This window comes from Bradyrhizobium sp. LeoB3, assembly GCF_055456055.1.
Map to the genome: position 1 here is coordinate 50,471 of NZ_JBVBEF010000052.1, position 12,440 is coordinate 62,910.

Below are 12,440 nucleotides of genomic sequence, written 5' to 3' on the forward strand. Positions count from 1 at the left end.
GCGACCCGCCCACCTACCAGGGAAGAAACAAAGAGCACCACATGAAAACATCGATCTTGAGCGCGCTGGCCGTCGTCACCTCAGTGTTCGTTGCGTCGGGCGCGCAGGCGCAGGATGTTGCCGCCGGCAAGACCTCGTTCAACAAGTGCCTCGCCTGCCATGCGATCGGCGAAGGCGCCAAGAACAAGGTCGGCCCCGAGCTCAATGGCATCGACGGCCGCCACTCCGGTACCGCGCCTGACTACAACTATTCGGACGCCAACAAGAACTCCGGCATCACCTGGAACAAGGAACAGTTCCTCGAATACATCAAGGACCCCAAGGCCAAGATTCCCGGCACCAAGATGGCATTCGCCGGCATCAAGAACGAGACGGAAGCCAACAACCTCTGGGCCTTCCTCTCGCAGTTCGACAAGGACGGGAAAATCAAGCAGCAGTAACGCTTCTTGACGGGCTACGGCGCTTGGGCGCGCCGTAGCCGGCCTCTTCACTTCCGACGCGTGAAGCGTTTCTACTATCCTTCCGCCGCAGCGCTATGCGGCTTCCTAATCATCTCCTCGATCTCCCGGATCACCAAGCTAGGTGCAGCGTTCTGGATCATGTGGCCGGTGCCCGGCAGCACGATCAGCTTGGCATGCGGCACGGCGGCCGCGAGCGGGCGGGAGTGGATGTCGGTCGACACCGTCTTGTCGGCGTCGCCGCTGATGATGGTGAGGGGCGCCTTGATCATGCCGTAGCGCGGCGCCTGCTCGGCGACCGCTGCCTTCAACGTCACCAGGTCACGCGCGTTGGCGATGAATTCGCGCGGCCGCAACAAAAGCGGCGTCGCGGTGTCCCTTACGAAACCGTCCGGCATGGTCTGCGGCAGGAATACACCGCGCGCGCCCGGGCCGGCGAGCAGGGTGCCAAGCGGCAGAGTGATCGTGTAGGCGAACAGCGGGCCGATCACAGGCGTGGCGATCAGCTCGTTATACCTGCCGACGCCGCCCCTCCAGGGATAGGCGACCGGCGCGAGCAGCACGAGGCCGGCTATGCGGTCGGGATCATCGAGCGCCAATCTCAGGCCCAGCGCGCCGCTCCAGGAATGCGCGACCACGACCGCCCGCTCGATGCCGAGCTTCGTCAGCGCCTCCGAGATCATCCGGCCCTGGATAGCAGGCGTGGAGTCGCTGGCCCGTGCGCGGGTGCTCCAGCCATGGCCGGGACGGTCGATCAGGATCACGCGGTGATGTCGGGCGAGGCGCTCGCCGAGCGGGCGGCGCATCACCTCGAGATTGGAGCTTGCACCGTGCAGCATCACGATCGGTGGCGAGGCCGCCTCGCGCGGGCCGATATCGAGGACATGCAGCACATCGCCTGTCACCTCGATCATCGCGCCCTGCGCGGGGAAGGCCCATTGCACCAGCGCGACGCCTAGCTGCGTGGCTGCGGCCAGCAACGCCAGCGCCGCCACCGCGATCACAATCGTCATCAATGAGGCCCGGTTGATCTGTTGCAGGGGAAATTACGGCGCCCGGCGATGCCGATGTCGTATCGTCAGGCCCCTCCGGTTTTCCACAATGCGTCCAGCCTGTGGATAGCGGGTTCATACCAGCGTCATTACCTATTCCGTAGATTCTCGCCGGCATTCTGCCAAAACACGCGGCTTGATCGAGGTGGAACACGGCAAGCCTGTCCACGCAATCCACAGGAACAGGACGCCGCAGCAACAGTTCATAAGGAAATTCGGAGGAGTATCAATGAGTTCCGATCCGTGCGAGACGGCTATCGACCAGATCGTCGCAAGCTGCAATGGTGACCTGCATGGCGCATTGAGGGCGCTGCTGTTGGTCAATGAACAACTCGAGGCCGAGCTGCAACAGCTCTATGCGGCAGCGGCGCGCGACCAGTTCACCCGCAGCGGCAGACTGCTGCATTAAGTTCAAGGGCTCGATCCGGCGCCGTCACTTGAGCCCCTATTTGGGGTTGTCGGCCGGCGGTTGATCCTTTGGGCATTGGCGGATCGTGGAGCGCGCGAGCTTGGCGTCATCGACCGAGTTGTAGGGGCCGTCGGCAAACCAGATGTTCCCGTCGACGATCGGGTTGCTGGTGACGATGTCGCAGGTGTTGGTGGCGCGATTGCCCACCACCCAATAGAGCCCTTCGGCAAGACCGACGGCGGTTGTTGCGACGATCACCGTGCCAGCCAACAGCAAGGATTTCATGGCTTCGCTCCAGGCGGGTTCGAGCGTGAACCAAGCCGGGTAGCGGCAATTGTTCCGCGCTGCAATCGGCTGCCGGAAGTCGTGGTTAATCCCGTCAGACTAGATATCGCGGCCTTCGACCTTTTCGCCGAGCTGCTTCACCAATTCCGGCACCTTTTCCAGGTGCGGATTGATGGCAAGCGCCTTGCGGAAGGCGTCCAGCGCGCGCCTGTCGTCGCCGAGGTCCTGCATGATCATGCCAAGGCCGGCCAACGCGCCGAAATGGCGAGGTTCGCGGACCAGGACCTGCTGGATGTCCTCCAGCGCATGCGCATAGTCATTCTTCAGGTAATAGAGCGTCGCGCGCCGGTTCCAGCCCTCGATATAGTCGGGGCGCAGCTTGATGACGGCATCGAGCAGTTTCAGCGCGACATCGGCGTTCTGGGCGTCCATCGCCGCTTTGGCGCGCACCATCAGAAGCATAGCGGTATCGCTCGGCGTCTGCAGCCACTGCGCCCAAATCCGCGCCTCCACGTGCTTGGCGCTGGCCTCATCAGGCGCCGCTTTCAGCGCCCCGAACAGGAAATCCAGTCCGCGGGTGCGGTCGGCGCCAACGTTCGGCAACTTGCTGGGCGCTTCGGGGAGCTTCTTCTGCTCCTTGGGGGGAGGGATGACCCGGGGATCGCCCTGGGCAAGCGCTGCCGCCGGCGCCGCAATCACGATCGCGGCGATCAGGAGCGCAAGCTTGCGGGTTATGAGCGTGAGGAATCTCAATTCCATCGGCATAGCTTAAACGCACAACGTCGCGCTGCAAAGCAGCGCGACGTCAAAGACGTGTGAAACGATTGCGTCCGGGCGAGCCGGCGGAACGCCCGGCGATCAGCCTTGGCGGGCCTTGAAGCGGCGCTGCACCTTGTTGATCACATAGACCCGGCCCTTGCGGCGGACCAGACGGTTGTTGCGATGGCGGCCGCGCAGCGATTTCAGCGAGTTACGGACCTTCATGGGACAATCCTGATGCGTTGAAAGGCCGTGCTCAAGCCCGAACCTAAAACCTGCCCAAATGTGGCAAAATGGGATTCATCCCGAAAAACGGCCCTGCCGCCCGGGACGGCCGCGTTCTAAGCGATCGGTGGCATAAATGTCAATCCGAATAGGCTGCAACCCGCGGGGTTTCTGGCTGCCTTGCGGAATTCGTTATATAGTATAATCAATTTTGGAAACCCCAGCAAACAAGCCGCCGGGAACCCCAAGGACGCCCAAGAATGCCCAAGCTCAAGCTGCCCGACATCGACAGTGTCGTCGCGATCGACATCCACACCCACGCCGAGGAGCCCTGCGGCATGCATGGCGACGACGGCTATGACGATTTCCAGGCGCAGATGGCGGAGTACTTCAAGTCGCCGCATAGGCATCCGCCGACCGTGCCGGAAACCGCGGCCTATTACCGATCCAAGAACATCGCGGCCGTGATCTTCCCTGTCGATGCCGAGCGCGAGACCGGCTTCCGCCGCTACAACAATTACGAGATGCTGGAAGTCGCCTCGGAAAATCTCGATGTGCTGATTCCCTTCGTCAGCATCGATCCGCATAAGGGCAAGCTCGGCGTGCGCGAGGCGCGGAAGCTGATCGAGGACTACGGCGTCCGCGGCTTCAAATTCCACCCGACCATGCAGGGGTTCTATCCGAACGACCGCCTGGCCTATCCGCTCTATGAAGCGATCAATGACGGCGGCGCGATCGCGCTGTTCCACACCGGGCAGACCGGCGTCGGCAGTGGCATGCCGGGCGGCATGGGGATGCGGCTGAAATATTCCAATCCGATGTATATGGACGATGTCGCCGCCGACTTCCCCGACCTCAAGATCATCCTCGCGCACCCATCCTTCCCCTGGCAGGAAGAGGCGCTCTCGGTCGCGACCCACAAGCCGAACGTCTACATCGACCTCTCCGGCTGGTCGCCGAAATATTTCCCGCCGATCCTCGTGCGTTACATCAACTCGATCCTGCAGGACAAGATGCTGTTCGGCTCCGACTGGCCGGTTATCACGCCGGACCGCTGGCTTGCGGATTTCGCCAAGCTCGACATCCGCGAGGAGATCCGCCCCAAAGTGCTGAAGGCCAACGCGCGGAAGATTTTGGGTATATAAGCGATCTTTGGATCATGATCTTATCTCTTTTGTTAGAGCATGATCTTTTCGGAAAACCGGTTTCCACTTTTCCGGATCATGCTCTAGATCGCCGGCAGGCGGGCGAACGGGAGATGGTCGATGCCAAGCCTCGCCAAGGTCGCTGCCACTATCGCTGCCATCGTCGCTGCACTCCTGACCGCGAGCGCGACCGCGTGCCTCGCGACTGATCTACCCGAGGGCCGTCTCGTCGAGATCGAAAATCCGCTGGCGAGCTCCCAGCCCCTGCAAGGTTACCTGCGGCAGCCCCGCGATGCCGGCCCGTTGCCGGCCGTGGTGCTGCTTCATGGCTGCAATGGCGGCTGGCGCCAGCTCGACCAGCGCTGGGGCAAGCTGATCGTCTCCTGGGGCTATGTCACGCTCACGGTGGACCGCTTTGGTCCGCGCGGCCTCAGCAGCACCTGCACCGGCGGCCCGCCGCCCGCAACCGTCTTCGACGCCTATCGGGCGCTGGACTTCCTCGTACAGCAGCCTTTCGTCGATCGCGATCGTGTCGCGGTTCTCGGCTTCTCGCAGGGCGGATTGCTGGCGCTGACCTCGGTCGAGCGCGGCATGATCGAGCGGATATCGAACGACAAATTCCACGCGGCGATTGCATTCTATCCGCCGTGCCTCGGCATCAAGGACAGCATGACTGTGCCGACGCTGATCCTGATCGGCGAGCTCGACGACTGGACGCTGGCGAAGGAGTGCCGCAACCTTGTCGAAGGCCGCGATGACTACGGCATCTCGCGCCAGAAGGGCCTCGGCGTTCCGATCGAATTCATCGTCTATCCCGGCGCCTATCACGCCTTCGATGTTCCGGGCCTTGCAATGCCGATACAGTTTCTCGGGCATCGTCTCGAATTCAACCAGGCAGCCCGGGATCAATCGGTCGACGCGGTCCGCAAATTCCTGTATGCGACGATCGGCGGGCAAGAGAAGTGACAATGACCATCAAAGCCGTCGTCTTCGATGCCTATGGCACGCTTTATGACGTCCAATCGGTCGCAGAAGTGACCGAGGATGCGTTTCCCGACTATGGCGAGATCATTACGCAGATCTGGCGCATCAAGCAGCTCGAATATAGCTGGCTGCGCTCGCTGATGCGGCGCTACCAGGATTTCTCCGTCGTCACGCGCGACTCGCTCGCCTACACACTGCGTAGCCTCGGCCTGCAATATGATGCCGGAACATTCGACAGGATCATCGACAAATACCTGCATCTTGATCTCTATCCGGATGCGCTCGCCTCACTCGAGGCGATGAAAGACAAGAAACTTGCGATCCTCTCCAACGGCAGCCCCGACATGCTGAACGCGCTGGTGCGCAACAGCGGGCTCGACCGCGTGCTCGACGCAACCATCAGCGTCGATACCAAGAAGGTCTTCAAGCCGAGCCCGGAAGCCTACACGCTGATCGAAGACGTGCTTGGCGTGCCGCCCGCGGAGGTCCTGTTCATCTCCTCGAATCCGTGGGACGCCTGCGGTGCCAAGGCGTTCGGCTTGAATGTCGCCTGGATCGAGCGGGTGACGCCGCAGGCCATGGCGCTCGCCTGCGTCGAAAGCGAGACCTTGCCACCGCTCACGATGTTCAAGGCGCTGCGCACCCAGATGGACGAGCTCGGCGTTGTGCCGGATTATCGCATCCATGGTCTATCCGATCTCCCCGCTCTGGTGTCTTCCCACAGGTCCTAGAATATGAGTCTTGAATCCGTTCGCGCCTTCTTCGCCGAGAAGGCGCCCGACATTGCCGTGATCGAATCGACCAAGAGCTCCGCAACCGTAGCGCTGGCGGCGGAAGCCTATGGTGTCGAGCCAGGGCGCATCGCCAAGACGCTGTCACTGCGGGTCGGCGAGCGCGTGGTGCTGATCGTCACCAGCGGCACTTCGCGGATGGACAACAAGAAGGTGAAGGCGCTGTTCGGCGTCAAGCCGAAGATGCTGGGGCTGCACGAGGTCGCCGATATTACCGGGCACGAGGTTGGCGGCGTCTGCCCCTTCGGCCTGCGGACACAGCTCGCGGTCTATTGCGATATGTCGCTGAAGGCTTTCGACATCGTCGTGCCGGCTGCGGGCTCGACCCACAGCGCGGTCAGGATCGCGCCAGCACGGATGGCGGAATTGACGTCGGCCGAATGGGTCGACGTCTGCGAGCATCGGCCGCAGGAGGAAGCCTCAGTCTATTCGTGATCAGGTCTCGACGGTGCCGGTTGATGCTGCACAGGCGGCGGCGCTCCCCTTGTGCGCGGCGCAGCTCGCGGCGGCACATGTGAGGGCGGCTGCTGGGCGCTCGCGCTGGATTCGAATACCGCACGGCAATCATGGGAGAGCTGCGGCGTGTTCTGCCGCAAACATGCCGTGATCCGGTTGGCATCAGGAATTTGATCGCTGCAGAGCCGCCAGACGTCGGGCGTGCAGGCCATCTGCTGTTCCCAGGTTCCGCGATACTCTTCGGAGAATGCCGGGTTTTGCACGAGTAGTCCGGAGCCGATCAGGATTACGCAACCCAAGGCAACGCGCGGCGTTCGCATGCGGGATCCTCTTCCATATCTCGTCGATAAACGTCTCGTTCAATTGCATCTCGGCGCGCCGGTTCCAGCACACGCCACGTTTTAACTATGACAAATGAATGAGACTGCGGAAGGTTCGCGACCCGCAACAAAACGTGAAATCGCCTACTCCACTTTGCCGATTTTCTTGACCGCCGCGATCAGCCGCGCGCTGTCGTCGTCGACGAATTTGGAAAACTCCGGCGCATCGAGATAGGCGACTGGACTGCCGGCGGTCTCAAAGGTCTTGACGACCTCCGGCGCCTTCACTGCTTCCGCCATCGCCTCGCGCAGTCGCGTCATGACCGGCGCCGGCAATGCGCGCTGCGCAAACAGGCCGGCCCAGATGTAGAACTCGACATCCTTGTAGCCGAGCTCCTTGAACGTCGGCAGGTCGGGAAAGCTGGCGACGCGTTCGGCGCCCCAATTGGCAAGCACCCGCATCTTGCCGTCGGCGACCTGCTGTTTCAGCGTGCCCGGGGCGGATGCCACCGCCTGCACCGTGCCGCTCAGCAGCGCGGTCAGCGCCGGGCCTGCGCCGCGGAACGGCACGTGCAGCAATTTGATGCCGGCGCTCGCGGCAAACATTTCCATCGCGACGTGAAGCGTGCCATAGGGACCGGACGAGCCATAGGGAATCTGGCCCGGGCGCTGTTTGGCATCATCGACAAAGTCCTGCAGCGTCTTCCATGGGGCGGAGGCCGGCACCGCGAGCAGCGTCGGATCGGCGAGCACGCGCGCGACCGGCGCGAATTGCGAGACCTCATAGGCGACGGGGCGATCGAACAGCCGATCGGCTTCGGGCAGCACGGCGAGCGAGGACAGCGTCATCAGCAGCGTGTAGCCGTCCGGCTCGGCGCGCGCCGCCTGCGCATTGCCGACGGAGCCGCCAGCTCCACCGGCGCGGTTGTCGACGATCACGGGCTTGCCGAGGATCCGCTCCAGCGCCAGCGCCACCGGCCGCGCCGCAAGATCAGCCTGCCCACCGGCCGGAAACGGCACGATCATGGTGACGTTGCGGTTGGGATAGACAGCGCCTTGCGCAAAGGCAGCGTGCGAAAGCGCGGCATGCGCGAGCGGCAAGACGGCGGCAGTTTTCAAAAGCTCGCGGCGATTCATCGGCATTTTCTCCCCATTGATTTTATTTGGTTTGGTTTGTGGGGAAGAGCGTAGCCGATAGAAGGCGTAGTGGGCAAAGGTGGCGTTCGCCTCACCGCCTCTTGCCCTTTACGAAATGCTTCGCCAGGAAATCGGCGAGCACTTCGACGCGCGCGGGGCGCGGGCCGCCGGGGGGCGTCACCAGGTGCACGGCGCCTTCGGGCAGCTTCCAACCCTTGAGGATCACCTCGACCTCGCCGCGCGCGATGGCTTCTCCGATGATGAAATCAGGGAGATCGGCGATGCCGAGGCCGGCGATAACCGCCGGCAGCAGGGCTTCGCCATTGTTGACACGCAACTGTCCGGCGGGACGCACGCTCGCCTGCTCGCCGGCCGCGTTGGTGTAGTGCCAGACGCCTGCGGTCGAGAGATAGGCGTAGCCGAAGCATTTGTGCTCGGCGAGATGCATCGGATGCGTCGGCCGGCCGTAGCGCTTCAGGTAGGATGGCGCCGCCACCGTGTAACGCGGCATCGGGCAGAGCCGCCGCGCGATCAGGGATGAATCGGGCAGGCGCGCGATGCGCAGGCCGGCATCGAAACCTTCGCCGATCAAGTCGACAGTGGCGTCGCTCAAATGCAGGTCGATCGACACTTCCGGATATTTCTCCAGAAATTCCGGCAACAGTGGCGCGACTGATTTCACCCCGAAGGTCATGGGCACTGCGAGCCGCACCAGGCCGCGCGGGGTGACTGATTGTGCCAGGGCCTCATTCTCGGCCGCCTCGCCGTCGGCAAGCAGCCGCGCGGCGCGCTCGGACAGTTTTTGCCCGGCATCCGTCAGCGCCAGCCGCCGCGAGGTGCGGTTGAACAATCGGGCCCCGAGCCGATCCTCAAGCCGGCTGACCGCCTTGGAGACAGTGGCCTTGGACAGCGCAAGCTCGGTTGCGGCGGCCGCAAATGAGCGTAATTCCACGACTTTTGCGAAGATTGCGAGCGCCTCGAAATCCGGGAGCTTTGACATTCTGGCGACCGCCCTCTACCACAAACGGAAACAATGAGTTTCGATAGTTTCTATTTCTATACCACACTCGACGGCGTATCCAAACGCAATCGAAGTTTGAGGAACCCCGATGATCGAACTCAGACCCTATGCGAAGCTCGGCGGCGCCGACCATGGCTGGCTGAAGGCCAAGCACCACTTCTCGTTCGGCAACCACTACGACCCGAACAATATGAACCACGGCGCTTTGCGGGTGTGGAACGACGACGAGATCGCGCCGAACACCGGCTTTCCGCCGCATCCCCATGCCAACATGGAAATCATCACCTATGTCCGCGAAGGCGCGATCACGCACCAGGACTCGCTCGGCAACAAGGGCCGGACCGAGGCCGGCGACGTGCAGGTGATGAGCGCGGGAAACGGCATCCGCCACGCCGAGTACAATCTCGAGCCGTCGAAGACGAAGATCTTCCAGATCTGGATCGAGCCGACGACGCAAGGCGGCGAGCCGACCTGGGGCTCCAAGCCGTTTCCAAAAGGCGACCGCTCGGGCAAGCTCGTCACGATCGCGAGCGGCTTTGCGGACGATGCCGATGCGCTGCCGATCCGCGCCAAGGCGCGCGTGCTCGCCACTACGCTGAAAGCTGGCGAAAGCGCGGAATATGCGCCGGAGCAAAAGCGGCATCTTTACCTTGTGCCCGCGGTCGGCAGCATCGAAGTCAACGGCGTGCGTGTCGATGCCCGTGACGGTGCCGCGATCCGCGACGAAGCCAAGCTGACAATCACCGCGCTGGAAGATTCCGAGCTGGTGCTGGTCGACGCGGCGTAACACGACTGGTCATGCCCGGGCTTGCACCCGGACATTCATCCCTCCCGCAAGAGTCCTCTCAATGTGATGGATTGTCGGGCCGAGCCCGGCAACGACACCTTACTTCGACACTGCCTATCCCAACCAAAGGAGAGCCATCATGGCCAAAGTTCTCGTCCTCTATTATTCCGCCTATGGTCACATCGAGGCCATGGCGAATGCGGTCGCCGAAGGCGCCCGCGAAGCCGGCGCCAGCGTCGATATCAAGCGCGTGCCCGAACTGGTGCCGGCCGAAGTCGCAAAGGCGTCATACTACAAGCTCGACCAGGCAGCGCCGGTCGCGAAGATCGACGATCTCGCCAATTATGACGCGATCATCATCGGCACCGGCACCCGCTTCGGCCGCATGTCCTCGCAGATGGCGAACTTCCTCGATCAGGCCGGCGGTCTCTGGGCCAAGGGTGCCCTGCATGGCAAGGTCGGTGGCGCCTTCACCTCGACGGCGACCCAGCACGGCGGGCAGGAAACGACCCTGTTCTCGATCATCACCAACCTCCTGCATTTCGGCCTCACCGTGGTCGGGCTCAATTACGGATTTGCCGGCCAGATGAAGCTCGACGAGGTCACCGGCGGATCACCCTATGGCGCCACCACGATCACCGGCGGCGACGGCAGCCGGCAACCGAGCGCGAACGAGCTTGCGGGCGCCCGTTATCAAGGACGTGTGATCGCGGAGACCGCGAAGAAACTGCATGGCTGATGCGAGTTCGAGGGCGTTCTCGTTTGCCAGCATCGCCCTATGTAGAGCGTGCGGTCGGAGCCTTCATTTCGATCGCACCTTCATGTTCAAAACCGCATGACTGCAGCCGCCAGGTCCCTGCCCCCCGGACCTGGCGGCACATGCGCGTCGGGGACCACGACATGGTTGAAATGCTTTTCATGGCGCAGTTGGTGCGCAGACCGCTGCAGGCGATGGCGCGACGCTGGTGGTGCAAGAGTCTTTTCCGTGCCACGCGCGGGCAACGCCGTTGCCCGGAATGCACGAAGTCGTGATGTCGATTTGTCGGCCCGCATGCTTGGAGCTGCCATAACGAACTCGTGATAAAGTGATTACCTTCACGGTCACTAAGCAGCGAGATGCTGGCATGAGCAACACCAAGCAAACTCAATGGCCGGAACTGCCGACCGCGGCATGGCGTGACACCTGTGCCACTCTGCATCTCTGGACCCAGATCGTCGGCAAGATCCGGTCGGCCAAGTCGCCCTGGCTGAATCATTCGTGGCACGTCACGCTTTATGTCACCGCGCGCGGGCTGACCACCTCGCCGATCGCTAACGGCATTAGAACCTTTCAAATCGATTTCGACTTCATCGACCACGCCTTGCGCATTTCGACCAGTGACGGCGCCGAGCGGCACTTTGCGCTGGCCGGGCTCTCGGTGGCGAGCTTCTACGCGGCGGTGCTCGCGGCGCTGAAAGAGCTCGACATCGACGTTGCGATCGACGACATGCCGAACGAATTACCGGACCCGATCCGTTTCCCGGAAGACAGCCAGCACCGGTCCTATGATGCGGACGCGGTGCGGCGCTTCTTCCAGATCCTCTTGAACTGCGACCGGCTGTTCAAGCAGTTCCGCACCGGCTTCCTCGGCAAAGCCAGCCCTGTACATTTCTTCTGGGGCAGCTTTGATCTCGCGGTGACGCGTTTCTCCGGCAGGAGCGCACCACGCCATCCCGGCGGCGTGCCGAACCTGCCGGATGCGGTGGCACACGAAGCCTATTCGCACGAGGTCAGCAGCGCGGGTTTCTGGCCAGGCGGCGGCGCCATCGATTATCCGGCGTTCTATTCCTATGCCTATCCCGAACCCGCGGGCTTCCGCACCGCCAAGGTGCGACCCGACGCAGCCTTCTTCAGCGAGGCCCTCAGCGAATTCGTCCTGCCCTATGATGCCGCGCGCATCTCCGCCGATCCCGACCGAGCGGTGCTGGAATTCCTGCAAAGCACATATGAGGCCGCCGCTATTGCCGCAAAATGGGATCGCGATGCGCTGGAATGCCCGCTTGGTCAACCCGGCGTGGTGCGGCAGCTCTGAGGCACGCCGGCCTTGGATCGTGATCCGATCAGATTTGATCGGCTCTAATTCAACAGCTCCGGCTGTGTCACCGTTTGCCTGATCTGCGCACCACAATCGGAGCATTCATAGGTGAAGTCGATCTTGGCCAGGCTCCAATGCGGCGCGACATCCGTGACGAACATCGGAAGACCTGCGCAGCTCGGGCACATGATGAAGTCCGGTTCCACGGCATGATGATGGATGTAGGCTGGCATGTCGGCTCTCCTTGCGGAACATTCCCCGGTGGCCCACCCCGGTAGCCAGCATAGTGCGATGCGGCGTCCACAATTGTGGACTTTTGTGAACATAGAACGAACACCCACACAATCCTCGTGAGTGTGACAATTCTGCATTGAAGCGGCGTTGGTGCGTAGGGTGGGCGAGGCGAAGCGTGCCTACCATTACGAGCGGAGTGTCGATGGTGGGCACGTCGCTGTGCTCCTTTGCCCACCCTTCTGTAACGGGCCTTGCTCAGTCAATCCCTTTTGCGTCATCCACTCGCCGGGGTCTCGCTTCTG

17 protein-coding genes are annotated in these 12,440 nt (G+C 62.5%); 9 read left to right on the top strand and 8 right to left on the bottom strand.

Annotated features, from left to right (window positions below):
- Window positions 1-41: 41 nt before the first annotated feature.
- Window positions 42-440 (top strand): cytochrome c-550 CycA, encoded by a 399-nt coding sequence (gene cycA / locus ACZXDY_RS27935; protein ID WP_028166970.1) that lies wholly within the window; start codon window positions 42-44, stop codon window positions 438-440.
- A 74-nt stretch (window positions 441-514) separates the two neighbouring features.
- Here cycA and ACZXDY_RS27940 read toward each other — a convergent pair whose 3' ends face one another.
- Complete coding sequence (locus ACZXDY_RS27940) at window positions 515-1,471, bottom strand: alpha/beta fold hydrolase (protein ID WP_464347723.1); 957 nt, start codon at window positions 1,469-1,471, stop codon at window positions 515-517.
- A 268-nt stretch (window positions 1,472-1,739) separates the two neighbouring features.
- Here ACZXDY_RS27940 and ACZXDY_RS27945 point away from each other — a divergent pair, with 268 nt between their 5' ends.
- On the top strand, window positions 1,740-1,919 hold the full coding sequence (locus ACZXDY_RS27945) for a hypothetical protein (RefSeq protein WP_028166972.1): 180 nt from the start codon (window positions 1,740-1,742) through the stop codon (window positions 1,917-1,919).
- Window positions 1,920-1,955: 36 nt separating this feature from the next.
- Here ACZXDY_RS27945 and ACZXDY_RS27950 read toward each other — a convergent pair whose 3' ends face one another.
- From ACZXDY_RS27950 to ykgO, 3 genes are all read right to left on the bottom strand, one after another.
- Window positions 1,956-2,204 carry a hypothetical protein gene (locus ACZXDY_RS27950; RefSeq protein WP_028166973.1) on the bottom strand — a complete coding sequence of 83 codons (249 nt, stop codon included), beginning with the start codon at window positions 2,202-2,204 and terminating at the stop codon, window positions 1,956-1,958.
- 99 nt (window positions 2,205-2,303) lie between these two features.
- Window positions 2,304-2,963 carry a tetratricopeptide repeat protein gene (locus ACZXDY_RS27955; RefSeq protein WP_464347724.1) on the bottom strand — a complete coding sequence of 220 codons (660 nt, stop codon included), beginning with the start codon at window positions 2,961-2,963 and terminating at the stop codon, window positions 2,304-2,306.
- 99 nt (window positions 2,964-3,062) lie between these two features.
- On the bottom strand, window positions 3,063-3,188 hold the full coding sequence (ykgO, locus tag ACZXDY_RS27960) for a type B 50S ribosomal protein L36 (protein ID WP_002718645.1): 126 nt from the start codon (window positions 3,186-3,188) through the stop codon (window positions 3,063-3,065).
- 260 nt (window positions 3,189-3,448) lie between these two features.
- Here ykgO and ACZXDY_RS27965 point away from each other — a divergent pair, with 260 nt between their 5' ends.
- From ACZXDY_RS27965 to ACZXDY_RS27980, 4 genes are all read left to right on the top strand, one after another.
- Complete coding sequence (locus tag ACZXDY_RS27965) at window positions 3,449-4,333, top strand: amidohydrolase family protein (protein ID WP_464347725.1); 885 nt, start codon at window positions 3,449-3,451, stop codon at window positions 4,331-4,333.
- 120 nt (window positions 4,334-4,453) lie between these two features.
- Complete coding sequence (locus ACZXDY_RS27970) at window positions 4,454-5,299, top strand: dienelactone hydrolase family protein (RefSeq protein WP_464347726.1); 846 nt, start codon at window positions 4,454-4,456, stop codon at window positions 5,297-5,299.
- A 2-nt stretch (window positions 5,300-5,301) separates the two neighbouring features.
- Window positions 5,302-6,048: a haloacid dehalogenase type II gene (locus tag ACZXDY_RS27975; RefSeq protein WP_464347727.1), complete on the top strand. Its 747-nt coding sequence runs from the start codon at window positions 5,302-5,304 to the stop codon at window positions 6,046-6,048.
- 3 nt (window positions 6,049-6,051) lie between these two features.
- On the top strand, window positions 6,052-6,543 hold the full coding sequence (locus ACZXDY_RS27980; RefSeq protein ID WP_464347728.1) for a YbaK/EbsC family protein: 492 nt from the start codon (window positions 6,052-6,054) through the stop codon (window positions 6,541-6,543).
- On the opposite strand, the gene ACZXDY_RS27985 is transcribed toward ACZXDY_RS27980, so the two are convergent.
- The 3 genes from ACZXDY_RS27985 to ACZXDY_RS27995 form a co-directional block, all read right to left on the bottom strand.
- Window positions 6,534-6,884: a hypothetical protein gene (locus tag ACZXDY_RS27985; RefSeq protein ID WP_464347729.1), complete on the bottom strand. Its 351-nt coding sequence runs from the start codon at window positions 6,882-6,884 to the stop codon at window positions 6,534-6,536. The two genes, ACZXDY_RS27980 and ACZXDY_RS27985, sit on opposite strands and share 10 nt — an antisense overlap.
- A gap of 144 nt (window positions 6,885-7,028) precedes the next feature.
- A complete protein-coding gene (locus tag ACZXDY_RS27990; RefSeq protein ID WP_464347730.1) occupies window positions 7,029-8,021 on the bottom strand; it encodes a tripartite tricarboxylate transporter substrate binding protein in 993 nt (330 codons plus the stop codon).
- Between the two features lie 91 nt (window positions 8,022-8,112).
- Window positions 8,113-9,021, bottom strand: a complete 909-nt coding sequence (locus ACZXDY_RS27995; RefSeq protein ID WP_464347731.1) for a LysR family transcriptional regulator — start codon at window positions 9,019-9,021, stop codon at window positions 8,113-8,115.
- A 109-nt stretch (window positions 9,022-9,130) separates the two neighbouring features.
- Here ACZXDY_RS27995 and ACZXDY_RS28000 point away from each other — a divergent pair, with 109 nt between their 5' ends.
- The 3 genes from ACZXDY_RS28000 (at window position 9,131) to ACZXDY_RS28010 (ending at window position 11,901) form a co-directional block, all read left to right on the top strand.
- Entirely contained in the window at window positions 9,131-9,829 is a 699-nt protein-coding gene (locus ACZXDY_RS28000) for a pirin family protein (RefSeq protein WP_464347732.1), read from the top strand.
- 139 nt (window positions 9,830-9,968) lie between these two features.
- Complete coding sequence (wrbA, locus tag ACZXDY_RS28005) at window positions 9,969-10,568, top strand: NAD(P)H:quinone oxidoreductase (RefSeq protein WP_464347733.1); 600 nt, start codon at window positions 9,969-9,971, stop codon at window positions 10,566-10,568.
- A 385-nt stretch (window positions 10,569-10,953) separates the two neighbouring features.
- Entirely contained in the window at window positions 10,954-11,901 is a 948-nt protein-coding gene (locus tag ACZXDY_RS28010) for a DUF5996 family protein (RefSeq protein ID WP_464347734.1), read from the top strand.
- A 44-nt stretch (window positions 11,902-11,945) separates the two neighbouring features.
- On the opposite strand, the gene ACZXDY_RS28015 is transcribed toward ACZXDY_RS28010, so the two are convergent.
- Window positions 11,946-12,137, bottom strand: coding sequence for a hypothetical protein (locus ACZXDY_RS28015; RefSeq protein ID WP_028166985.1), 192 nt, complete (start codon window positions 12,135-12,137; stop codon window positions 11,946-11,948).
- Between the last annotated feature and the right edge of the window lie 303 nt (window positions 12,138-12,440).

Excerpts from the sequence above, each read along its gene's own strand:
- ACZXDY_RS27955 (WP_464347724.1), bottom strand. The coding sequence starts at position 2,963 with ATGGAATTGAGATTCCTCACGCTCATAACCCGCAAGCTTGCGCTCCTG.
- ACZXDY_RS27975 (WP_464347727.1), top strand. The coding sequence starts at position 5,302 with ATGACCATCAAAGCCGTCGTCTTCGATGCCTATGGCACGCTTTATGAC.
- ACZXDY_RS28015 (WP_028166985.1), bottom strand. The coding sequence starts at position 12,137 with ATGCCAGCCTACATCCATCATCATGCCGTGGAACCGGACTTCATCATG.
- ACZXDY_RS27940 (WP_464347723.1), bottom strand. The coding sequence starts at position 1,471 with ATGACGATTGTGATCGCGGTGGCGGCGCTGGCGTTGCTGGCCGCAGCC.
- ACZXDY_RS27995 (WP_464347731.1), bottom strand. The coding sequence starts at position 9,021 with ATGTCAAAGCTCCCGGATTTCGAGGCGCTCGCAATCTTCGCAAAAGTC.
- wrbA (WP_464347733.1), top strand. The coding sequence starts at position 9,969 with ATGGCCAAAGTTCTCGTCCTCTATTATTCCGCCTATGGTCACATCGAG.
- ACZXDY_RS27980 (WP_464347728.1), top strand. The coding sequence starts at position 6,052 with ATGAGTCTTGAATCCGTTCGCGCCTTCTTCGCCGAGAAGGCGCCCGAC.
- ACZXDY_RS27970 (WP_464347726.1), top strand. The coding sequence starts at position 4,454 with ATGCCAAGCCTCGCCAAGGTCGCTGCCACTATCGCTGCCATCGTCGCT.
- ACZXDY_RS28010 (WP_464347734.1), top strand. The coding sequence starts at position 10,954 with ATGAGCAACACCAAGCAAACTCAATGGCCGGAACTGCCGACCGCGGCA.
- ACZXDY_RS27990 (WP_464347730.1), bottom strand. The coding sequence starts at position 8,021 with ATGAATCGCCGCGAGCTTTTGAAAACTGCCGCCGTCTTGCCGCTCGCG.
- ACZXDY_RS27950 (WP_028166973.1), bottom strand. The coding sequence starts at position 2,204 with ATGAAATCCTTGCTGTTGGCTGGCACGGTGATCGTCGCAACAACCGCC.
- ykgO (WP_002718645.1), bottom strand. The coding sequence starts at position 3,188 with ATGAAGGTCCGTAACTCGCTGAAATCGCTGCGCGGCCGCCATCGCAAC.
- ACZXDY_RS27965 (WP_464347725.1), top strand. The coding sequence starts at position 3,449 with ATGCCCAAGCTCAAGCTGCCCGACATCGACAGTGTCGTCGCGATCGAC.
- ACZXDY_RS27945 (WP_028166972.1), top strand. The coding sequence starts at position 1,740 with ATGAGTTCCGATCCGTGCGAGACGGCTATCGACCAGATCGTCGCAAGC.
- ACZXDY_RS28000 (WP_464347732.1), top strand. The coding sequence starts at position 9,131 with ATGATCGAACTCAGACCCTATGCGAAGCTCGGCGGCGCCGACCATGGC.
- ACZXDY_RS27985 (WP_464347729.1), bottom strand. The coding sequence starts at position 6,884 with ATGCGAACGCCGCGCGTTGCCTTGGGTTGCGTAATCCTGATCGGCTCC.
- cycA (WP_028166970.1), top strand. The coding sequence starts at position 42 with ATGAAAACATCGATCTTGAGCGCGCTGGCCGTCGTCACCTCAGTGTTC.